Source organism: Lysobacter sp. A289 (assembly GCF_054072675.1).
Map to the genome: position 1 here is coordinate 55,446 of NZ_JBSVRN010000001.1, position 22,493 is coordinate 77,938.

16 protein-coding genes are annotated in these 22,493 nt (G+C 65.4%); 6 read left to right on the plus strand and 10 right to left on the minus strand.

The annotated features are described in order from the left end of the window. Window positions 1-80: 80 nt before the first annotated feature. Window positions 81-1,088, plus strand: a complete 1,008-nt coding sequence (locus tag ACW5DN_RS00265; RefSeq protein WP_456960772.1) for a class I fructose-bisphosphate aldolase — start codon at window positions 81-83, stop codon at window positions 1,086-1,088. Between the two features lie 238 nt (window positions 1,089-1,326). Here the strand turns inward: ACW5DN_RS00265 and cysK are convergent, their stop codons facing one another. After that, window positions 1,327-2,283: a cysteine synthase A gene (gene cysK, locus ACW5DN_RS00270; protein ID WP_456960773.1), complete on the minus strand. Its 957-nt coding sequence runs from the start codon at window positions 2,281-2,283 to the stop codon at window positions 1,327-1,329. A 219-nt stretch (window positions 2,284-2,502) separates the two neighbouring features. Between cysK and ACW5DN_RS00275 the strand changes: the two genes are divergently transcribed. From ACW5DN_RS00275 to ACW5DN_RS00290, 4 genes are all read left to right on the plus strand, one after another. Next, on the plus strand, window positions 2,503-3,564 hold the full coding sequence (locus ACW5DN_RS00275) for an efflux RND transporter periplasmic adaptor subunit (protein ID WP_456960774.1): 1,062 nt from the start codon (window positions 2,503-2,505) through the stop codon (window positions 3,562-3,564). Then, window positions 3,561-6,686, plus strand: coding sequence for an efflux RND transporter permease subunit (locus ACW5DN_RS00280; protein ID WP_456960775.1), 3,126 nt, complete (start codon window positions 3,561-3,563; stop codon window positions 6,684-6,686). Before ACW5DN_RS00275 ends, ACW5DN_RS00280 begins: the two co-directional genes overlap by 4 nt. Window positions 6,687-6,820: 134 nt before the next feature. Continuing rightward, a complete protein-coding gene (locus ACW5DN_RS00285) occupies window positions 6,821-8,332 on the plus strand; it encodes an alanine/glycine:cation symporter family protein (protein ID WP_456962905.1) in 1,512 nt (503 codons plus the stop codon). Further along, window positions 8,322-9,224 carry a TrmH family RNA methyltransferase gene (locus ACW5DN_RS00290; protein ID WP_456960776.1) on the plus strand — a complete coding sequence of 301 codons (903 nt, stop codon included), beginning with the start codon at window positions 8,322-8,324 and terminating at the stop codon, window positions 9,222-9,224. The genes ACW5DN_RS00285 and ACW5DN_RS00290 overlap by 11 nt, the downstream gene beginning before the upstream one ends. Here ACW5DN_RS00290 and ACW5DN_RS00295 read toward each other — a convergent pair. From ACW5DN_RS00295 to ACW5DN_RS00325, 7 genes are all read right to left on the minus strand, one after another. Then, window positions 9,221-10,141, minus strand: a complete 921-nt coding sequence (locus ACW5DN_RS00295) for a sensor histidine kinase (RefSeq protein WP_456960777.1) — start codon at window positions 10,139-10,141, stop codon at window positions 9,221-9,223. The genes ACW5DN_RS00290 and ACW5DN_RS00295 overlap by 4 nt on opposite strands. Before the next feature lie 17 nt (window positions 10,142-10,158). After that, window positions 10,159-11,319, minus strand: coding sequence for a methyl-accepting chemotaxis protein (locus ACW5DN_RS00300; RefSeq protein ID WP_456960778.1), 1,161 nt, complete (start codon window positions 11,317-11,319; stop codon window positions 10,159-10,161). 120 nt (window positions 11,320-11,439) lie between these two features. Then, complete coding sequence (locus tag ACW5DN_RS00305) at window positions 11,440-12,480, minus strand: protein-glutamate methylesterase/protein-glutamine glutaminase (protein WP_456960779.1); 1,041 nt, start codon at window positions 12,478-12,480, stop codon at window positions 11,440-11,442. Continuing rightward, a complete protein-coding gene (gene cheD / locus ACW5DN_RS00310) occupies window positions 12,480-13,019 on the minus strand; it encodes a chemoreceptor glutamine deamidase CheD (protein WP_456962906.1) in 540 nt (179 codons plus the stop codon). The genes ACW5DN_RS00305 and cheD overlap by 1 nt, the downstream gene beginning before the upstream one ends. A gap of 101 nt (window positions 13,020-13,120) precedes the next feature. Next, window positions 13,121-14,005, minus strand: coding sequence for a CheR family methyltransferase (locus ACW5DN_RS00315; protein ID WP_456960780.1), 885 nt, complete (start codon window positions 14,003-14,005; stop codon window positions 13,121-13,123). Continuing rightward, on the minus strand, window positions 13,998-16,346 hold the full coding sequence (locus ACW5DN_RS00320) for a methyl-accepting chemotaxis protein (protein ID WP_456960781.1): 2,349 nt from the start codon (window positions 16,344-16,346) through the stop codon (window positions 13,998-14,000). Before ACW5DN_RS00320 ends, ACW5DN_RS00315 begins: the two co-directional genes overlap by 8 nt. A 237-nt stretch (window positions 16,347-16,583) precedes the next feature. Next, a complete protein-coding gene (locus ACW5DN_RS00325; protein ID WP_456960782.1) occupies window positions 16,584-19,274 on the minus strand; it encodes a methyl-accepting chemotaxis protein in 2,691 nt (896 codons plus the stop codon). Window positions 19,275-19,469: 195 nt separating this feature from the next. Between ACW5DN_RS00325 and ACW5DN_RS00330 the strand changes: the two genes are divergently transcribed. Beyond that, complete coding sequence (locus ACW5DN_RS00330; RefSeq protein ID WP_456960783.1) at window positions 19,470-19,775, plus strand: energy transducer TonB; 306 nt, start codon at window positions 19,470-19,472, stop codon at window positions 19,773-19,775. A gap of 114 nt (window positions 19,776-19,889) precedes the next feature. Here the strand turns inward: ACW5DN_RS00330 and ACW5DN_RS00335 are convergent, their stop codons facing one another. Both ACW5DN_RS00335 and ACW5DN_RS00340 read right to left on the minus strand, forming a co-directional pair. Then, window positions 19,890-20,426, minus strand: coding sequence for a chemotaxis protein CheW (locus tag ACW5DN_RS00335; protein WP_456960784.1), 537 nt, complete (start codon window positions 20,424-20,426; stop codon window positions 19,890-19,892). 54 nt (window positions 20,427-20,480) lie between these two features. Continuing rightward, the gene (locus ACW5DN_RS00340) at window positions 20,481-22,493 is read right to left on the minus strand and encodes a chemotaxis protein CheW (RefSeq protein WP_456960785.1); all 2,013 of its coding nucleotides are present in this window, start codon (window positions 22,491-22,493) and stop codon (window positions 20,481-20,483) included.

Consider the following 22,493-nt stretch of genomic DNA (forward strand, 5'->3'; position numbering starts at 1 on the left):
AAGCCACTGTTTCGCAATGGCCTTTGCCCGAGCTGCCAGCTATACTAGAAGGCTATTCAGCCACCTTTTGCAGGAAATCCATGAGCATCGAACAGCTTGCCGAAACCGCCAAGGCGATGGTTGCCCCGGGCAAGGGCATCATCGCGATCGACGAGTCCACCGGCACCATCAAGAAGCGTTTCGATGGCGTGGGCATCGAGTGCACCGAGGAGAACCGGCGTGCCTACCGCGAGATGTTGCTGAGCACGCCGAACCTGGGTGAGCACATTTCCGGCGCGATCCTGTTTGATGAGACCATCCGCCAGTCGACCAAGGGCGGCGTGCCGTTCACCAAACTGATGGCCGACAACGGCATCATCCCCGGCATCAAGGTCGACAAGGGCACCCACGCCCTGGCCGGTTTCCCGGGCGACGTGGTGACCGAAGGGCTGGACGGCCTGCGTGCGCGCCTTGAGGAGTATTACAAGCTGGGCGCGCGTTTCGCCAAGTGGCGCGCGGTGATCAATATCAGCGAAGACGGCCCGTCGGGTACCTGCATCGAGGCCAACTCGCATGCCTTGGCGCGTTACGCCGCGCTGTGCCAGGAGCAGGGCCTGGTGCCGATGGTCGAGCCGGAAGTGATCATGGACGGCAACCACGACATCGACACCTGCTTCGAGGTTTCCGAGATCACCTTGCGCTCGTTGTTCGGCTCGCTGTACGAGCACAACGTGATGCTGGAAGGCACCATCCTGAAGGCGTCGATGGTGCTGCCGGGGTCGAAGAGCGGCGAGAAGGCATCGGTAGAGGAAGTCGCCGCGGCCACCTTGCAGTGCCTGAAGTCGACCGTGCCGGCGATCCTGCCGGGCATCGTGTTCCTTTCCGGCGGGCAGTCCGACCAGGACGCCACCGCGCACTTGAATGCCATGAACCTGGCCGGCCCGAACCCGTGGCCACTGTCTTTCTCCTACGGCCGCGCGATGCAGGCCGCGGCGCTGGAAATCTGGTCCAAGGACCTGGTTGGCAACATCGGCAAGGCGCAGGAAATGGTGTTCGCCCGCGCCCGCGACAACGGTTTGGCCGCGCGAGGCGAGTGGAAGCTGGCTTGACCGGATTCATCTTCGCCCGGTCGATATCGGGTTAACCAAAACGCCGGCTTCATGCCGGCGTTTTGCGTTGCGTTGGTTGTATCGCGATTTGGCATTCGGCGTATTACGACCTTCGGCCTAATACGCCCTACCTCGATCCGTGGTCCGTAGGGTGCTTTAGGCCGAAGGCCGTAATGCACCGGAACCCAAAGGCGCAATGCACCGGAACCCAAAGGCGCAATGCACCACACCGGAGCCCTCACGGCAATCCGGCCAGCCAATCGTCGTCGGAGCCTTCGTTGACGTCTTCCAGCAGGAAGGTGCTGAGATAGCGCTCGCCGGTGTCGGGCAGCATCGCCAGGATCACCGAGCCTTCGTCGACGGTCTGTGCCACTTCCAGCGCGGCGGCGACGGTGGCGCCCGCGGAGAGGCCGACGAAGATGCCTTCCTCGCGAGCCAGCCGGCGGGCAAAGTCGCGTGCCACTAGGTCATCGACCGGGACCAGGGTGTCCACCACCTCGGCGTTCAGCACCTCGGGCACGAAATCGGGTGTCCAGCCCTGGATCTTGTGCGGCTGCCAGGGTTGGCCGGCGAGCATCGAGGCAACGGCGGGTTCCGCCCCGACGATACGGACGTCGGGACGGGCGACCTTGAGCACCTCGCCAACGCCGGTCAAGGTGCCACCGGTGCCCCATCCGGAGACGAAGCAGTCGAGTCGACGGCCGGCGAAATCCTGCAGGATCTCCGCTGCGGTGGTTTGACGGTGGTAAGCAGGATTGGCCGGATTGGCGAACTGGTCGGCGAGGAACCAGCCGTGCCGGGTCGCCAGTTCCTGCGCTTTGCGAACCATGCCGGTGCCGCGCTCGGCGGCGGTGGTCAGGATCACCTTGGCGCCATAGGCGCGCATCAACTTTCGGCGCTCGATCGAGAAGGTCTCGGTCATCACTGCGACAAATTTGTACCCGCGCGCCGCGCAGACCATCGCCAGTGCGACCCCGGTATTGCCCGAGGTGGCCTCCACCACGGTATCGCCGGGCTTGAGCAGGCCGCGCGATTCGGCATCCAGGATGATTCCCAGCGCCAGCCGGTCCTTGACCGAACCGCCGGGGTTGAAGGATTCCACCTTGGCGTACAGCGTGACGCCGGCAGGGGCAAGGTTGCGCAGGCGCACCACCGGGGTGCGCCCGATGGTCTCGAGAATGCTGTCGTGGATCATGGGATGGGCTCGTTTCGGGGGGGCGAGGGCAAGAATGTCACGGCCCGACGGTAGTATCGGTAGCTGCAGCAAAACACAGGGTTCCATGGCATGCCGTGACGGTCCCGGTTGTCGGCCGGCCAACCTATGGCCCACGCGGACGCTACATGGCTCCGGCTAGACTCACCGGAGTTGCGGTTGCACCCCCCCATCCGTTTTTCCGAGCGATCCGGACACAGCATGCGAATCCCCACCCGACCAGGCGCAGCTTGCGCGATTTTGATTGCCCTGGCGTTAGCCGCCTGTAGCGAGGAGGCCGTTCAGGCGGCCGCCGCCGATGCCATCCCGGTGACGACGCAAACGCTTCAGATGCAGCCCTGGAACGACACCCTGCGGGCGCTGGGAACGGTCAAGGCGCGCGAGTCCGTGATCATTACCGCCAAGGTCAGCGAGACGGTGGAGAAAGTTCACTTTGACAGCGGCGACCAGGTCAAGGCCGGGGTGCCCCTGGTGACCCTGAGTGGGCGTCAGCAGCAGGCAGCGCTGGCAGAGGCACAAGCCACTGCCGACGAGGCCGATGGCCTGTATCAGCGGATGGTCGGGCTGGATAAGCAACAGCTGATTGCGCGTTCATCACTGGACAGCCAGCGTGCGACCCGCGACGCCGCCAATGCGCAGATGGCACAAATCCGGGCGCAGCTGTCGGACCGGGTGATCCGGGCGCCATTTGCCGGCACCCTGGGCTTGCGCCAGGTCAGTCCGGGTGCGCTGGTCACTCCCGGCACTCCGATCGCGACCCTGGACGACACCCGGCAGGTTTATGTCGACTTCCCGGTGCCGGAGACCGCATTGGGCCACCTGGCGATAGGCCAGGTGCTGACCGCCGAGAGCGCGTCTTGGCCCGAGCGAACATTTACCGGCATCGTCAGCACAATTGATTCCCGGATCGATCCGGTGACCCGCTCCGTGGTGGTACGCGGCGAGTTTGCCAATGACGAGCGCAAGTTGATTCCCGGCATGTTGATGCAGGTCACCTTGATCCGGCCCGAGCGCGAGGCGCTGCTGGTGCCGGAGATCTCGATTGTCCAGGTGGGCAGTAGCTCGTTTGTCTACCGGGTTCGGGCGGACAACAAGGTGGAACGTGCCGATGTGATGATCGGCAGTCGGGGCAAGGGCGTGGCCGAGGTCGTCAGCGGCCTGCAACCCGGTGACACGGTGGTGGTCGATGGCACCGGCAAACTGCGTGAGGGGTCGACGATCACGGTCGAGCCTGCCGCAGACAAGGTGGCATCGGGCGCATGAACCTTTCCGAGCTGTGCATCCGCCGGCCGGTGTTTGCCACCGTGATGAGCCTGCTGTTGATGGTGCTGGGGATCATGGCGTTCTCGCGCCTGACCCTGCGCGAGCTGCCTGCGATCGATCCACCGATAGTCTCGGTCGATGTCAATTACCCGGGCGCTTCGGCGGCCGTGGTCGAGACCCGGGTCACCCAGGTGCTCGAGGACGCGTTGTCGGGCATCGAGGGCGTGGAGATGATCCAGTCACGCAGCGTCAACGGACGCTCGGCGGTGACCCTGGAGTTCACCCTGGAGCGTGACATCGAGGCGGCAGCGAACGACGTGCGCGACGCCATCAGTGGTATCGCGGACCGGCTGCCCGACGAAGCCGATGCACCCGAGGTGGAGAAGGCTGACAGTGATTCGGACACGGTCATCTGGCTCAACATGAGCGCGACCGGTATGGATACGCTGCAGCTGTCGGATTACGCCGACCGCTACATCGCCGACCGCCTGTCCAGCCTCGATGGCGTCGCCCAGGTCCGGATCGGTGGGCGTCAGCGTTATGCGATGCGGATCTGGGTGGACAGTGCCGCGATGGCCGCGCGCGGGGTCACCGCGCGCGACGTGGAGACGGCGCTGCGGGCCGAAAACGTGGAGCTTCCGGCCGGCCGGATCGAGTCCGAGAATCGCGACTTCACCTTGCGTGTTGCCCGCCAGTATGAGGACCCCGCCGACTTCGCCCAGATCCCGATCAAGCAGGGTGAAGGCGGCTACGTGGTGCGCATTGGTGATGTCGCCAAGGTCGAGCTCGCCTCGGCCGAGCGTCGTGCCTATTACAAGAGCAACGGCCAGCCGAACATTGGACTGGGAATCGTCAAGACCTCCACGGCCAATGCGCTGGACGTGACCCGCGCGGCCAAGGCCGAGGCGGTGGAGATCCAGAAGACGTTGCCGGAAGGGATGAACATCTTTGTCGCCTACGACGACACCGTCTTCATCGATGAATCGATCAAGCGCGTGTACTGGACGCTGGCAGAGGCCATGGCACTCGTACTGCTGGTGATCTGGCTGTTCCTGGGCAGTTTCCGCGCGGCGCTGATCCCGGCGGTGACCGTGCCGGTGTGCCTGGTGGCGGCCTTCATTCCGTTGTACCTGTTTGGCTACTCGATCAACTTGTTGACCCTGCTCGCGCTGGTGTTGTCGATCGGACTGGTGGTGGACGACGCGATCGTGGTGCTGGAAAACATCCAGCGGCGCGCCGACCTTGGTGAGCCAAAACTGGTCGCCGCGGTGCGTGGCACGCAACAGGTCAGGTTTGCGGTGATCGCCACCACCACGGTACTGGTGGCGGTATTTCTGCCGGTCGGTTTCATGGAAGGCAATATCGGGCGACTGTTTCGCGAGTTGTCGGTCGCTTTGGCCGGGGCGGTGGCGCTGTCGGCATTTGTCGCATTGACCCTGACGCCGATGATGTCGTCGCTGCTGGTGCGTCCCCACGACCAGGAGAAATCCAACCGGCTGCACCGCTGGACCAACCGCAAGCTGGTCCAGGTGAGTGGCGGCTACCAGGGCTGGCTGGGACGCCACCTCGGCAAGCGCTGGCTGGTGGCGGTACTGATGGCCGGTGCGCTGGTGCTGAGTTATGGCTTGATCCAGGTGGTGCCATCGGAACTGGCTCCGGCCGAGGATCGCGGGTCCTTCTTCGTCTCCATCACCGGCCCGGAAGGTGCGGGTTTCGACTACACGGTCAAGCAGGTCGAGCAGGTCGAGGAAATCATGGCCGCCCATACCGGCGAAGACAACGCGATCCGTCGCTACAACACCCGGGCACCGGGTGGCTGGGGTGCCACCGAGGAAATGCACACCGGCAACGTGATCGTGTTCCTGCAGGACTGGAACCAACGCGAGCTCAGCACGGCTGAAGTCGCCGAATCGTTGCGGGCCGACCTGGACCAGCTGACCGGCGTGCGCGCGCAGCCACGCGTAGGTGGAGGTCTGGTTGGCAGCCGTGGGCAGCCGATCCAGATCGTGCTGGGTGGCCCGGAGTATGTCGAGATCGCCAAATGGCGTGACACCATGATGAAGCGCATGGAAGCCAACCCGGGACTGTTCTCGGTGGACTCGGACTACAAGGAAACCCGGCCCCAGATGCGGGTGCAGATCGACCGCCAGCGTGCCGCCGACCTGGGCGTGAGTGTTACCGATATCGGTCATGCGCTGGAGACCATGATGGGCAGCCGCCGGGTCACGACCTTCGTCCAGGACGGCGAGGAATACGACGTGATCGTGCAGGCCGGCCGCGAAGGCAGAGCTTCGCCGGCGGACCTGTCGGCGATCCAGGTGCGCGGGACCAGTGGCGAGCTGGTACCGCTGTCCAACCTGGTCACGCTGAGCGAGTTGGCCGAGGCGGGCAGCCTCAACCGCTTCAACCGCATGCGCGCGATCACCATCACCGCTGGTCTGGCGCCGGGTTACACGATGGGCGAGGCGCTGGAGTTCCTGCAAGGCGTGGTCAGCACCGAGTTGCCCGAGTACGCGCAGGTCGACTGGAAGGGTGAGTCACGCGAGTACCAGAAGGCGGGCAGTGCGGTGGTGCTGACGTTCGCGCTGGCGCTGCTGGTGGTCTATCTGGTGTTGGCGGCGCAGTTCGAGAGTTTCATCCATCCGTTCGTGATCATGCTGACGGTTCCGCTGGCGGTGCTTGGGGCGCTGGTCGGGCTGGCCGCGACCGGGGGGACGCTCAACCTGTTCAGCCAGATCGGCATCGTGATGTTGATCGGGCTGGCGGCGAAAAACGGCATCCTGATCGTGGAGTTCGCCAACCAGTTGCGTGACGAGGGACGCAGCATCCAGCAGGCAATCATTGAATCGGCCGGGGTACGGCTGCGGCCGATCCTGATGACCTCGATTGCGACTGCGGTGGGCGCGCTGCCATTGGTGCTGGCCGGTGGGCCTGGCTCTGCCAGCCGGGCCACCATCGGCGTGGTGATCATCTTCGGCGTATCGCTGTCCACCTTGTTGTCACTGTTCGTGGTGCCGGCGTTCTATGTGTTGCTGGCGAAGTACACCCGTTCCCCGCACGCGGTGTCGCGCGAGCTGGAGCGACTGGAAGCGGAAACGCCTGAAGTCGGTGGCCACGCCTGAGTGACACCCCCCGGAAACCCCGCGTCATGTCCGTCCATGACTGCCGGGGTTTTTCGCCAGGATGAATTCCGGTTAAGGTGCCACTCTTGTCGCCGGCCGATTTCGGCGCACTCACGGCCAAGGGATACCGACACGTGGAAGACTTCGTCAACGCACTCAACGCCATCCTGTGGAGCAAGGCGCTGATCGCCCTGTGCCTGGGTGCCGGCCTGTACTTCTCGTTCCGCACCCGCTTCCTGCAGATACGTGGTGTCCCGGAAATGATCCGGTTGATGTTGACCAACAAGAGTTCCGTCGCCGGCGTGTCCTCGTTCCAGGCGTTGGCCATGTCGTTGTCGGGCCGGGTCGGCATCGGCAACATCGCCGGCGTCGCCACCGCGATTGCCTTCGGCGGCCCGGGCGCGGTGTTCTGGATGTGGGTGATGGCATTCCTGGGCGCGTCGACCGCGTATGTCGAATCCACCCTTGCGCAGATCTACAAAGAGAAAGACAGCGAGGGCAAGTACCGCGGCGGCCCGGCTTATTACATCGAAAAAGCGATGGGGCAGAAGTGGTACGCATGGTTGTTTGCTGCGGTCACCATCATTGCGACCGGCTTCCTGCTGCCGGGCGTGCAGGCCAACGGGATCGCCGAGAGCATGACCACCGCCTGGGGCCTCCCGCCGGAGGTCACCGCCGCGTTCGTGGTGGTGGCGCTGGGCTTCATCATCTTCGGTGGCGTCAAGCGGATCGCGCGCTTTGCCGAGGTCGTGGTGCCGTTCATGGCGTTGGCATACATCCTGGTCGCGCTGGTGATCATGTTCCTCAACGCCGAACAGATCGGCCCGATGTTCGTGTTGATCTTCAAGAGCGCGTTCGGCATGCAGGCAGGGTTTGGCGCCATGATCGGCCTGGCGATCGAGTGGGGGGTCAAGCGTGGCATCTACTCCAACGAGGCCGGTCAGGGCACCGGACCGCACGCCGCCGCCGCCGCCGAAGTCAGCCACCCGGCGCAACAGGGTTACGTGCAGGCGTTCTCGGTCTACGTGGACACCTTGCTGGTGTGTTCCGCGACCGCATTCATGATCCTGTCCACCGGCATGTACAACGTGGTTGGCAAGAGCGGCGCGATGCTGGTGGAGGGCCTGCCCGGCGTAGTGGCGGGGCCCGCGTTCGCGCAGAATGCGGTCGAGGCGATCCTCCCCGGCTACGGTGCCGGCTTCGTCGCGCTGGCGTTGCTGTTCTTCGCCTTCACCACCATCGTTGCCTACTACTACATGGCCGAGACCAACATCGCCTACATCAACCGCAAGATCCATCGGCCGTGGCTGATCTTCCTGCTGCGGATCTTGTTGCTGGCGGCGGTTACCTTCGGTGCGGTGCGCAGCTCGGGCATGGCCTGGACGTTGGGCGATATCGGCGTGGGGCTGATGGCCTGGCTCAACCTGGTCGCGATCCTGATCCTGCAAAAGCCCGCGCTGGCCGCGTTGCGCGATTACGAGGCGCAGAAGAAACTCGGCGTCGCAGAACACAGCTTCGACCCGCGGGCCCTGGGAATCCGCAACGCACGGTTCTGGGAGCGTCGCATCGATGGTCTGGAAGTCGTGGAGACCGACGAGCGTGATGGCGATCCACGCCAGGCGCCGGAGCGTCCAGATGAGCGTTGATCCCTGGGCGCGCGGTGCGGCGCGTGGTGGCCGACGTGGTGTGCCATCAGGGGGCCAGTCGTCCGAATCACCGCGGCGAGTCGACGCGCCGGCAGCGGCCGATGCGGATACCGTGGCGTCCGGCAAACCGGTCTTTGACAAGCACGCGTCCGACAAGCAAGGCCGCGAGTTGCGCCTGTATGGCCTGAACGCGGTGCGTGCTGCGTTCCAGCGGCGTCCCGAGGCGATCCGCAAGGTGTACCTGGCCCAGTCGCGTATCCCGGTACTGCAGCCGTTGCTGAAGTGGTGTTCCGCCAACCGCATCGGCTATCGGGTGGTGGAAGAGGACGACCTGCGCAAGCTGGCTGCCAGCTCCCACCACGAAGGTGTGATCGCTGACGTCCTGCGTGCCGAGCCGGAGCCACTGCCTGACTGGCTGGCCAGGCTGGCCGCCGGTCCGCAGTGCGCGATCTGGCTCGATGGCGTCGGCAATCCGCACAACCTCGGCGCGATCCTGCGCTCGTGCGCGCACTTCGGCGCCGCAGCGGTGCTGTTTCCCGAGGATTCGTCATTGGCGTTGTCGGGCGCGGCCGCCCGGGTCGCCGAAGGCGGCGCCGAATCGGTATCGATGGTGCGTTTGCCGGGCAGCACCGATGCGCTCACCCAACTGCGCGAGGCAGGCTTCACCGTTGCCGCGACCGTCGTCGACGGCGGTGACGACCTGTTTGTTACCGCGCTGCCGCAGCGCCTGGTGTATGTCCTCGGCGCAGAGAGTGCCGGGATGGATCGTCCGTTCGCCAGCACTTGTGACCTGCGCCTGTCGATTCCCGGCAGCGGTGCGGTGGAAAGCCTCAACGTCGCGGCCGCCACTGCCGTGTTGCTGGCGGCGTGGCGGCGTTCGCAGGGCAGTTAAATCGCGGTCGACCGGTGCATGGGAAAGCGTGCGGATAGGCGGGTGCCGAGTCCGGACTGGGTGTCGATCTGCAACGTGCCATCCAGTTGTTGCGCCCGTTCACGCATCGTGATCATTCCCAGTCCGCGAGTTCGCGCGCGATCGAAGCCGCAGCCGTTGTCATGGATGGTGAGCAACAGCGAATGACCGTCGCATACCAGCGTCAGGCTTACCGCACTGGCGCCTGAGTGTCGCAAGGCATTGGTCAGCCCTTCCTGTGCGATCCGGAAGCAGGCGACCTCCACCGCCGGATCCGGGCGCCGAGGCAATGGCTCCAGCGCCAGCTCCAGTCGTGGACCGCCGGGGCGAATCAACGCGCTGGCCTGCCAGCGCAAGGCCGACTCCAGCCCCAGCGCGTCCAGTTGTGGGGGGCGCAACAGCAACGAGATGTTCCGCAACTTGATCACGGTTGAGTCGGCGATGTTGCCGATTTCGGCAATGGTCGCGGTGCGCTGCGAACTGTCTTCATCTTCCAGCGCCATCACGCTCAGCTTGATGGCGGTGATGTCCTGGCCAATATCATCGTGGAGCTCGCGCGACAACGTGCTGCGCTCGTCTTCTTGCAAGGTGATGATGCGTCGGGCCAGCGCCCGCAGTTCCTCGCGCTGTTGCCTCAGGCGAGCTTCGATCGAGTGACGCCCGCTCGAGGTCGGGAGCCAGCCGCGCTGGATGGCCAGGACGGCCAGGCTGGCGCCGAACAACGCACTGGCGAAACCCAGGGGCAATTCCCGGGTGAGGCCTGCACCGAACTCGAGTCGGGCCAGGATCGCCACCACGACGACGGCGCCGGTAATGCATGAAAGCCTCGTCCCCGAACGCCAGTGTCGACGAACGGAGTACGGGAGCCTGCCGGAAGAAGCGTCGGGGGTCTCAGTCATGCAACCCAGTGTGTCACCTAGAACAATTCCACGCTGCCAGCATCCATCGTTTGCTGCATCACCGGCTTGTGCGGTGGGCGTTCCCACTCGCCGCGCATCTGTCCGACGCGTTGCATGAGCTGTTTGAGTGCGAGTTGGACATCGTTGTCGCTGTGGCTGCGATGCAGCAGTCCTTGCAGGTTGGCAGCCTCGCCGTTGATTTGGTTCAATCGTTCCAGATGGGCCGTAGCCGCCGTCAAGGCCTGGGTGGCGATGTCCTCGAACTGCAAAGACCGTACCGCTTCGGCAACCGAGCTGTCGATGGCCTGGCCGCATTCGGCGATCTCGCGCATGCCATTGCCCAGTCCGCGGTTCATGCCGTCCACGCGCTCCAGCATGCCGGCGGCCTCGGCACGAGCGCCGCGGGAGCGATCCAGATCCCGGGAGGCCATCTGGCTGACGGTGTCACGGACCTTGGCGATGGCATCCTTGGAGCTGTGGGCCAGCTTGCGGATCTGCTCGTTGAACGTAGTGGAGCGCTCGGACAGATTGCGTACCTCGTCGGCGACCACGGCAAAGCCGCGTCCGGCCTCGCCTGCGCGAGCGGCTTCGATGGCCGCATTGAGCGCGAGCAAATTGGTCTGGTCAGCGATTGACTTGACGTCTTCAAGCAACGCGAAGATGCCGTCCAGATGCTCGGCCATGGCGTCAATGTGGGTCACGGTGTTGCCGCTCTGGCCGCTGACTTCTTCCAATGCCTCGACCAGTTGCTCCATCTTCTGGCTGGCCTGCAGGGCGAACTGGTGCACGTCCATGCCGCCCTCATCGCCGGTGCGGTCGATGATGCGGGTGACGATCTCACTTTGCTGGCGGGATTTCCGGTTGACGGCCTCGAAGCTGCCGCCCAGCTTGCCGACCGACTCGCGGATCAGCTCGCGGGTGCGTTCGATCTCCGTGTGTGAGCCACTCACCTCGGCACTGATGAATTTTCGCAGATCCTCCAACAGGCGGGTCTGTTCGCGGACCACTGCTGGCGGGGTGCGCTCGCGCCGGGACCAGGCAAACACCAGCCAAGCGGCCGCAACGGCCACGGTGGCGCCCAGGCGTGCCGCGCTTGGCCAGTCAAGCAGTTGTGCGCACAACAGAAGAATTGTGAGTGCTAGCGGTGCGGCCAGACGGATAACTACACGGGAGTCCATTGCTGCTCTCTTTGCGGGGGGCGGTCACTACGGATAACGGCGGGAACGCGACAAGCTTTAACGAGCAGTGAGCGCATTCCCGCATCGTGCGGGGGATCTCATCAGGCCGGTAAATCGCGGTCAGCGAGCTTCGCCCCGGGCCAGCAGGCGGATAGCGACTTCGTTCAGCGGGGCGACCTGCTTTGCCGCGCCCAGGGCGACGGCAGCGCCCGGCATGCCCCACACAACGCTACTGGGCTGGTCCTGGGCAAGCGTATAGGCGCCGGCATCGCGCAAAGCCAGCAATCCGCGTGCGCCATCGCTGCCCATGCCGGTCAGCAAGGCGGCGCCGGCACCGGAGCCGACATGCCGCGCAACCGATTCAAACAGCACATCGACGCTGGGGCGATGCCCGTTCACCTGCTCGTCGTCGCTGGTGCCGCAGTGCCAGGTGGTGCCGCGTCGGTAGACACGCAGGTGCAACCCGCCCGGGGCGATATAGGCATGGCCGCGCAGCAGCGGCTGGCTCGGCCCGGCATGCAGCACGGTCATCGCGCTGTGCTGGTTGAGGCGCTCGGCAAACGCCGCGCTGAAGGCCGCCGGGATGTGCTGTGCGATTACGACCGGCGGCGTGTCCGCCGGCAAGGCGGACAGCACGTCGAGAATCGCGTTGGTGCCCCCGGTGGATGCACCGATGGCGATCACGTGCAGGTTCGGATGTCGGTAGGCGGCGGCCGGCACGGGTTGGGTTGGCACGCTCACGCGGTGGCCGGTGCGCGTCTTTGCGGCCTGGCGAACCTTCGCTCGCAGCTCTTCGCCGTAAGCCGACAGACCACCCACGACATCGGTTTGCGGCTTGGCGATACAGTCCACCGCGCCGGCGGCAAGCGCATCCAGGGTCACCGCCGCGCCTTTCGCGGTCAGCGTGGATACCATCACCACCGGCATCGGCCGCAGCCGCATCAGGTTGCCCAGGAAGGCCAGCCCGTCCATGCGCGGCATCTCGACGTCCAGGGTGAGCACATCGGGAGACAGGCGCTTGATCTTGGTGCGGGCGATGAACGGGTCGGCGGCCGTGCCGACCACCTCGATGAGGGGGTCGACCGACAGCAGGTCGCTCATCAGCCGGCGCATCAATGCGGAGTCGTCGATCACCAGCACCCGGACACGTTGCCCATCCATCAGAACAACTCGACGCTGCCGGCGACCGGCGCGCGGTTGAGGTCGCCGTAGTAGGCGCGCTCGGCGCGGACGATGTCGTCGTCGCGTGTCGACGGCAGGCGACGCACCAGGGTGCGGCCGGTCTGCACGAAGAAGCACACCTTGCGTGGCTGGGTATCGCCCAGATCCTGCGCGACCACCGGGATGCGTTCGGCCACCAGGTACTGCAGCACGAAGCGTGCGTTGCGGGTGCCGATGGGGTCGTTGTGGAATCCACTCAGCACGTTGCCGCCGCCAAATACCTTGGCCTGCAACCGGGAGCGGTTGGCGCCGCGTTTGAGCAGGTCGTTGATCACCAGTTCCATCGCGTGCGCGCCATAGCGGGCGCTCATGTCGCCATCGGCAAGGTCGTTGCGGGTGTTGCCCGCCGCGCCGGGCAGCATGAAGTGGTTCATGCCGCCGACGCCGATCAGCGGGTCGTACAGGCAGGCCGCCACGCAGGATCCCAGCAGCGTGACCAGTGCCAGCGGCTCGCTGCTGACCCGGTACTCGGCCGGCATCAACCGCACCGCGTGGGTCTGCAGGGCCTTGTCGTAATAGTGGCCGGGTTCGGTGACCAGGCCCGCATCGGCGACGGCGGCATTGCCGGGGTGGCGGCTTCTCATGGCGAGGGTGCTGTTCCGGTGGCCCGGTAGGTGGTGCGTCCGCACGGGGTGACTACGTCCAGTGCGTGGGTGAAGCTCTCGGAGTGGCCGGCGAACAGCACTCCGCCGGGAGCCAGCAACGGCGCGATGCGCGCCAGAATCTGGTACTGGGTGGGCTTGTCGAAATAGATCATCACGTTGCGGCAGAACACCGCCGAAAACCCGCCGCGCAGCCGGTAGCTTTCATCCAGCAGATTGAGCGGCCGGAAGCTCACCAGCGACTGGAGCTCCGGTCGTACCCGGCACAGGCCCGCGTTGGGCCCGCTGCCGGCCTGGAAATAGGCCTGCCGCCGCTGCGGTGACAATGCGTCGATGCGGTCGATCGAATACCGCCCCAACGCGGCGCTCTCCAGCACGCTGGTATCGATGTCGGTGGCCAGGATGCGCACCGGCGGGGCGAGGGTGGCGAACGCTTCGCAGGCGGCGATGGCGATGGAGTAGGGTTCCTCGCCGGTGGATGCGGCGCAGCACCAGATCGTCAGCGGCGCACGCCGGTCGGTGCGCGCCGCATGGGCGGCCAGCAGGTGCTCGGACAGCATGTCGAAATGGTGGGACTCGCGAAAGAACGACGTCAGGTTGGTCGTCAACGCGTTGGTGAAGTGCTCCCACTCCTCGCTGCCGTCGCGCTCCAGTGCGTCCAGGTATTCGTCGAAGCGTTGCATGCCGCATGCACGCACGCGACGGGCCAGGCGGCTGTACACCATGTCGCGCTTGTGCGGACTGAGGTTGATCCCCGCGCGGACGTGGATCAACCGGGCGACGCGGCGGAAGTCGCGCTCGTCAAAGACGAACTCCCGCGTCGTCGCCGGGTCACGGGGTGCGGCCGCAACAGCCTCATGCATGTCGGGGTATCCGTCTGGTGGTTGGACCCGCCACAGCTCGCAGGGCGCCCAATGGGCGCTGCGTCGCGGCCTTCGAGTATTCGGGGCGAGGCATGTTGGCCGTTGCGCCAGTGCTTTCACTGCCAAGACGGAATGCCGCCGCGGTCTGCACCAGATGACTGGACTGCTGCTCCAGGCTGCGCGCCGCGGCGGCGGCTCCCTCGACCAGTGCGGCATTCTGCTGGGTGCCCTCGTCGACCTGCATGATCATCTGGTTGATCAGGTCGATCCCGGTGGACTGCTCCTGCGATGCCAGGCTGATGTCGGCGACCAGTCCGGCCACCTGTTTCACGCTGCTGACGATGTCCTGCATGGTGCGGCCGGCTTGCTCGACCAGTTGGCTGCCGATGCCGACCTGTTCCACCGAATCGTCGATCAGGGTCTTGATCTCCCTGGCGGCCGTGGCGGAACGCTGCGCGAGCGAGCGCACCTCGGAGGCGACCACGGCAAAGCCGCGCCCCTGTTCGCCGGCTCGAGCGGCCTCCACCGCGGCATTGAGCGCCAGGATGTTGGTCTGGAACGCGATGCCGTCGATCACGCCGATGATGTCGACGATCTTGCGCGAGGATTCGCTGATCCCGCTCATGGTGTGAACCACGCGGCCGACGACTTCGCCGCCCTGGCTGGCCACTTCCGCCGCGCTGATGGTCAACTGATTGGCCTGGCGGGCGTTGTCGGCGTTCTGGTGGACGGTGGACGTCAACTCCTCCATCGAAGAGGCGGTCTCCTCCAGCGAGGTGGCCTGTTGTTCGGTGCGTTGGGACAGCTCCCGGTTGCCGACGGCGATCTGCGACGCGGCGGCATCGATGGCCTGGGCACCGGACTGGATCGCACCGACGGTCGCGGCGATCTGGTCGACGGTGCGGTTGGTGCTGCCCTTCATGTCACCGAACACGCCACGCAGGTCGGCATCGATGCGATGGCTCAGGTCGCCCTGCGCCAACGCATGCAGCACCGATTGCATCGCATCCAGGCTGGTGCTGGTCGAAGCCAGCAACCGGTCGATGCTTTCGGCCAGCAGAAGCAGGAAGTCCTGCTTGTCGTCGGTGCGGATACGGCGGCTGAAGTCCCCATCGGCGGCGGCCTGCAGCACCTCGGTGACTTCCGCCTGCATGGCCAGTTCGACGGTGCGGTCGCGCCATTCACTGACCACGCCGATCTGGGTGCCGATGGCATCGCGTACCGGTGTGACGATGACATCCATCGTGTAGTCGCCAAGCTGGAGTCGGCGGGTCGACGCCTGCTGAAGCTGCAACAGTTGCGTGTGCGACTGGCCGGGATCCTGCAGCAGTGGCGTGATGTCGCTGCCGATCAGGTGTTGCGCATCGAAGTCGGGCAGGGTGCGGCGGATTCCATTGGCAGCATTGCTCATCAATGTCTGGATGGCGCTGTTGGCATACACGATCACCAGTTCCCGGTTGGCAACCAGGATGTTGGTGTTGGCAAAATCCAGCGCATTCCGGATACGGGTGTTGGCTTCGTTGCCGCGTTGCTGCTCCTGGACCTCGAAGCCGAGCCGGATCTGCATCGACTTGACGGCCTGCATCACCCGGCCGATCTCGTCATTGCGCGCGATCGGGATCACATCGGTGTAATCGCCCGAACTGATGTGGCGGAAATGCCCGATGGTCTGATCCAGCCGGTCGACGACATCGCGCGACAACCACCACGCACTGTAGATCCCGAACAGGCCGGCCAGCGCAGCGACGGCATACAGAAAGCCGACATTGGTGCCGCCGGTTGCCAGCCAGACCAGTGCCATGGCGAAGGCACCGGCGCCGACGGCGGCCAGCATCAGGCGCTGGCGCAACGACAGCCGCCAAAGCGGATTGAGATCGCGCAGCGAGTCGCGTTTGCCGATCGAGCCGACATGGATGCGCAATCCGTTCGCGCGGCCGTTGCGGAATGCCGCGTAGTCGCGCTCGGCGGTGGCGATGGCGGCACGGCTGGCCTTGCGTCGAACCGACATGTAGCCGGTGAGTTGTCCACGTTCGTATACCTGGGTGACATGCGCCTGCACCCAGTAGAAGTCGCCGTTCTTGCAGCGGTTCTTGATCACGCCGACCCATGGGCGACCGGCCTGGAGCGTTTGCCAGAAGTTGGCGAACACCGCCGACGGCATCTCCGGGTGGCGCACGATGTTGTGCGCCTGACCGATCAGCTCGGCCTCGTTGAAGCCGCTGACCTGGATAAAGTCCCGGTTGACCGACAGGATCCGGCCCTTGCTGTCCGTGTAGGAAACCAGCGTGGCGTCGTTGTCGAGTTCAATTTCGACGTCGGTAACAGGAAGGTTGTTGCGCATGGAACCCTCTGGGGATGAAAGCGTTTGCGTTCAGCGGCCAGGCGCCGGAAGGATCCGAGGCGGATCCCATGCCCCAGATAACGGCCGGTGGGGGCTTGTCTTGAGTGTCCGGGGCGGGCCGTCAGTAGTGGTGTCGCCTCTGGATCAAGCAACCCATAGGAAAAAACAGCCGTGACCCAGGGGCCAACGGCTGTCTTTCGTGTGCGAATTCTGGTGCGCCTGTGGTTTCCGGCGCGATCAGAACTCCTGCCAGTGTTGGTCGTTCACCGCCGTTGCCGATGCGGTGCGCTGGCTGTGGCGGCGGGCGCTGGTGATGGCTTTGCCGGTTGCTGCGCTGGGCGCCTTGACGGTGAAATCCGCCACCGAAAGGTTCGCCTTGGCGGTGTTTGCCGAGGCAGCGGAAGCGACGCCGTTGCTGGCGGTGGTCGTGCCTGCCTCCAGCCGGAACGCGGCGACTGTCTGCACCAGCTGCTCGGACTGCTGCTCCAGCGAGCGCGCTGCGGCGGTGGCTTCCTCCACCAGCGCGGCGTTCTGCTGGGTGCCTTCGTCCATGTGGGTGATGACCTGGCTGACCTGTTCGATGCCGCTGCTCTGCTCCTGCGAGGCGGCGGAGATGTCGGCAATGATGTCGGTGACGCGCTTCACGCTGGTGACGATCTCGTCCATGGTTTTGCCAGCGCGCCCGACCAGCGCGCTGCCGTTCTCGACCTTGCTGACGGAGTCGTCGATCAGGGTCTTGATCTCCTTGGCAGCAGCAGCCGAGCGTTGCGCGAGCGAACGCACCTCGGAGGCGACCACGGCAAAGCCGCGGCCCTGCTCGCCGGCACGAGCGGCTTCCACCGCGGCGTTGAGCGCGAGGATGTTGGTCTGGAACGCGATCCCGTCGATCACGCTGATGATCTCAACGATCTTGCGCGAGGATTCGTTGATGCCGGTCATGGTGTCCACCACCTGGCCCACAACCTCGCCGCCCTGGCCGGCAACCTCGGCCGCGCCGATGGCGAGCTGGTTGGCCTGGCGGGCGTTGTCGGCGTTCTGGCGCACGGTGGAGGTGAGCTCCTCCATCGAGGAGGCGGTCTCCTCCAGCGAGGCGGCCTGTTGCTCGGTGCGATGTGACAGGTCGTTGTTGCCAGCGGCGATCTCGCTGGCGGCGGCGCTGATCGCGTCGCTGCCCTGGCGAATCTGGCCGACGATCTCCGACAGATGTCGCACGGTGTCGTTGGCGTCACTCGCCAAGCGACCAAACTGGCCCGGCAGGTTGGTGTCCGCGTGCTGGGTCAGGTCACCCTGGGCCATTGAGGTCAGCAGGTCACCGACCTCGTTGAGGCCGCGGTCGGCGCTTGCCATCAGCTCGTTGAGGCCCAGGATCATGTCGCGGTAAACGAACTCGAACTGCTCGGCGTCGCCACGCTGGCTGAAGTCGCCGGCCACCGCCGCGTCCACCAGCTTCTTGATCTCGGCGGTGACCGATTGTGTATTGACCTTGACCGCATCCACCGCAGCGGTGACTTCGGCCTTGGTGCCGGGGTAGCGCTCGATGTCACCTGACAGGTCGCCGTGTGCGTAGGCGCCGACCATCTCGATGGTCTTGCGGGTCAGGTCGATGTGCGAGGCGACCAGTGTGTTGATCTCTTCGGCCATCTCGCCGAATGCGCCCGGGAACGCCGCCGCGTCCAGGCGCTCGTCGATGTTGCCGGCCTGGTGGGCCTCATAGACGTCGCGCTGTGCGCCGGCGAACGTGCGCAGGCTGGTGACCGCGCGCTCCAGGCTGCGGGCGATGTCGCGCAGTTCGTCCTGGCTGTCGACGCGGACGCTCTGCGGGAACTCACCGGCGGCGATGGACTCGGTGGCCTGCTGGATTTTCAGCAGCGAATCGCGCGTGCTGCGGCTGAACCCCAGGAACAGGTAGCCCGCGATCAGCAGCATCAGCACCACCACCATCCAGGTGAGGTTGGCCGATGTCGTCATGCGTGAGATCTGGGCAGCGGCGGCGGCATCCAGCGAGTTGATCGATCCGACCATCGCGGCGGCCATCGCCAACTGGGTGGCATGCTCGCGTGCGGCCAGGGTTTCCACTGGCAGCACGGGGGTGTCGGCATCCAGGATGTGGGTGGCGATGGCATCGTTCTGCTTACCCATCGACTCCAGCGCGGCCTCGATGGGTTTGCCGGCGGTGGCAACCAGCGACGGCATGCGCTGCTCGGCATTGGCCAGCTCCAGTTCGATCCGGCTGCGCAGGAAGTCCTGCATGGTGCGCGACACGGCCAGGCCGGTGCGGTCGTCTACCCAGATCGCCCCTTCGCCCAGTACCCGCAATCCGACCACGCCCTGTTGCGAGGTGTATTCGGCCAATGTCGGCAGCCACTCGCTGGCGGCACGGCCCATGTACAGCACGGTGGGTTCCTGGGAATGCGACAGACCGGTGCGCTCCGCCACCAGGCCCATCAGTCCGCGTACCTGCTGGATCGTGGATTCAGTCACGTCGGCGCCGGCGTCACCGCTGCTGACGCTCGCCCATCCGTCCTGCGCCTGCTTGAAGGCAGTACGGACGTCCGCGTCCTTCAGGGTCTGGCCGGCCCAGCGTGCGGCGGCATCCAGTTCGGTGGCAGCGGTGGAAGCGGTGCCGGCGATCTCCTGCGCGGGCACGTCCTGTTTGGCCGAGACCCGGGTGCTCATCTGTCGATGGGATTGCATGGCCAGCATCGAGCTCTGCAGGTGCGACAGCCCTTCAACCGCCGTGCGTTGCTGCTTCACCGCCTTGATGTCGGCGTTGGTTCGTACCACCAGGATGCCGGCCAGCAGGCCGCAGGTCAGCATGAATGCGGCACCGATGACCAATGCCTTGTGGCCGAAGCGCAGACGCGCCATGAGCTGCATGGCTGGGGCCAGGGCGCGATCCAGCAAGGAGGGGGTGTGGCGATTGGACATCGGAGACCTCGGGGAGTGAATCGTTTTGATCGACCCCCGGGACAACGGCTGGATGAACGGAAACTTTAGCGATCACTGGCAAATCCGCGTGGAGCTAAAGAAACCTCCGTGCTGGCCGATGTGTGGAAGTACAGCGGGAGCATGTGTTCCCGTCCCCACACGATCCAATACGTTCCCACACTCAGGAGTCCCCCCATGCCCCGTTACCAGGTCCTTGTCATTGCCGCGCTGGCACTGGCGTTCGCCCTCCCGGCCCAAGCCGCTCTCAGCCCGATCAAGCGTGTGGAGCCGACCTATCCCGCCGAGGCGGCTCGCAACCGTACTGAAGGGTTTGTCGAAGTGGAGTTCACCGTGGGTGCCGACGGCAGCGTGGAGAGCGTCTCGGTCGTCAACGCGCGTCCGTCGCGCACGTTCGAGTCGGCCGCGGTGAGCGCGGTGAAGCAGTGGACGTTCGAGCCGGGTGGTGGTCGTGGCAAGGTGCGCCTGGACTTCACCCTCTGAAGGCCATCGCCTTATGCCCGTGCGCTTCGGCGCCCGCAAAAAAAACGCGCCGAATCCGGCGCGTTTTTATTTTGGGGGATCCTGCAGTGAAACCTGCAGCTGACCGAAGATTGGCTACTGCAGTGCTGCAGCCTCGGCCACCAGGCCCATCTCGGTGCTGGTCATCAGGCGCTCGATATCCAGCAGGATCAGCATGCGCTCGTCGAGTGTGCCAATACCGGTCAGGAACTGGCGGTCGATGGTCACGCCCAATTCGGGAACCGGGCGGATCTGGTCGCCGCCCAGGCGGATGACGTCCGAGACACTGTCCACCACGATGCCGACGATGCGATCGGAGACATTGAGCACGATCATCACCGTCACCGCGGTGTAGTCGGCGTTGGCGAGGCGGAACTTCAGGCGCATGTCGATCACCGGCACGATCGTGCCGCGCAGGTTGACCACGCCCTTGATGTAGTCGGGCGCGTCGGGCAGGCGGGTCACGGCGTCGTAGCCGCGGATCTCCTGCACCTTGAGGATGTCCACCCCGTACTCTTCCTCGCCCAGGGCGAAGGTGAGGAACTCGCTGTTGTCGGTGTCGGCATCCAGCCCCGGTTGGGTGTACGTGGCGCGTGGGGCAAGCAGGGTGCGGTTGGGCGTGGAGTCGGTCATGGGATGTGTCCTTGGTGCAATCCGCGGCGGCGGCAATGAATGGGGCGGGCAGGCTCAGGCGGCGACGGGCAACGGAGTGCCGGTCCCGATGCCGGCGGCGTCGATGATCAGGGCGACGCGACCGTCGCCGAGGATGGTCGCGCCGGAGATGCCCGGGATCCGGCGGTAGTTGGCTTCCAGGTTCTTCACCACCACCTGCTGTTGGCCGAGCAGTTCGTCCACTTCCAGTGCCAGGCGGCGGCCCCCGCTTTCCACGACCACCGCGATCGGTGCGGTGGCCGCATCGGCCGGTGGCAGCCGGTATTGCTGGCGCAGGTTGACCAGCGGCAGGTAATCGTCGCGCACATGCAGCACACGGGTGTCGCCGGCGATCGTGCGCACCTCGTGTGGTTGCGGCTGCAACGACTCGACCACCATGTTGAGCGGCAGGATGAACACCTCGTCGCCGACCGCGACCGACATGCCGTCCAGGATCGCGAGCGTCAGTGGCAGCCGGATCGACACGGTGGTGCCGATGTGCTTTTCGCTGCGGATCTCAACCTGGCCGCCCAGTGCCAGGATGTTGCTCTTGACCACGTCCATGCCGACGCCGCGCCCGGACAGGTCCGACAACGCATCGGCGGTGGAGAATCCGGGGTGGAAGACTAGGTCCCAGACCTGTGCATCGGTCGGGTTTTCCGGCAGCGGCAGGTTGCGTTCGGCCGCCTTCTGCACGATGCGGTCGCGGTCCATGCCGCGGCCGTCGTCGCTGACCTCGATCAGAATGTGGCCACCCTGGTGCGCGGCGTTCATGGTGATGGTCCCGGTCTCGTCCTTGTTCGCGGCGCGGCGCTCGTCGGCGGACTCCAGGCCGTGATCGATCGCGTTGCGCATCAGGTGCACCAGCGGGTCGACGATCTTCTCGATCATGCCCTTGTCCAGTTCGGTGGCCTCGCCGAAGGTGCGCAGGCGGACCTTCTTGTCGAGCCGCGAGGCCAGGTCGCGGATCATGCGTGGGAAGCGGCTGAAGGCAAATTCCACCGGCAGCATGCGCACGCTCATCACCGCTTCCTGCAGGTCGCGGGTGTTGCGGTCGAGCTGGCCGAGCCCGGTCAGCAGGGTTTCGTTGGCCACCGGGTCCAGGTTTTCGGAACGCTGGCGCAGCATCGCCTGGGTGATGACCAGTTCGCCGACCAGGTTGATCAACGCATCGACCTTGGCCACGGCGACGCGAATGGAGGTGTCGGCGTCCGCATTGGCGGCGCGGGCGGCGCCCGGCGTGCGGGCGGCAGTGGATTCGTCGTCGGACGGCACGGCGGCAAGGGCGGGTTTCGGCATCCGCAGCGACGACGTCGCGGCGACGGCCTCGATCGACAGCTCGCACTGGTCTTCGACCCACGCGAACGCTTCGTCGATGGTGGCGCGCGGCACGTTGCCCGGCAGCATCAGGTCCCAAGCCAGGTGCGCCTCGAACGGGTCGAGTACGTCGAACGCCGGCAGGCGGTCATCCAGGCAGGTCGCGGTCAACTCGCCGTGGCTGCCCAGTTCGCGCAGGATCCGCAGCGGGTCGTTGCCGGTCATGAACAACGAGGTTTCCGGGCGGAATCCGATGCGCCAGTGTTCGGGGTCGCCCATGTCGCCGGTCTTTCCCGCTGCAGCAATGGCCGGCGCAGCACCCGCCTCACTTGCCAGCAGTCGGTCCAGTCCGGAGCGCACGCGACTCATGGCCTGCTGGTCGACCTGCCCGCCGTGTTCGGCCACCGCGAGCAATCCTCGCAGTACATCCACCGCGTCCAGCAACGCATCGATGGCGACGTGGTCGAGATAGCGGTGGCCAGAGCGGGTCTCATCCAGCAACGTTTCCAGCAGGTGGGTCAGGTCGGTGACGTCACCGAAGCCGAACGTGGCCGCACCCCCTTTGATCGAGTGCGCGGCGCGGAAGATGACGTTGATGGTGTCACCGTCGGCGATGCCGGGCTCCAGATCCGGTTCCATTTGGGTTTCCAGGCGCAACAAACCCGCTTCCATGGCTTGCAGCCCTTCACGGCTTTCCTCAAAGAACGCGGCGTGGAATTGGGTGATGTCCAT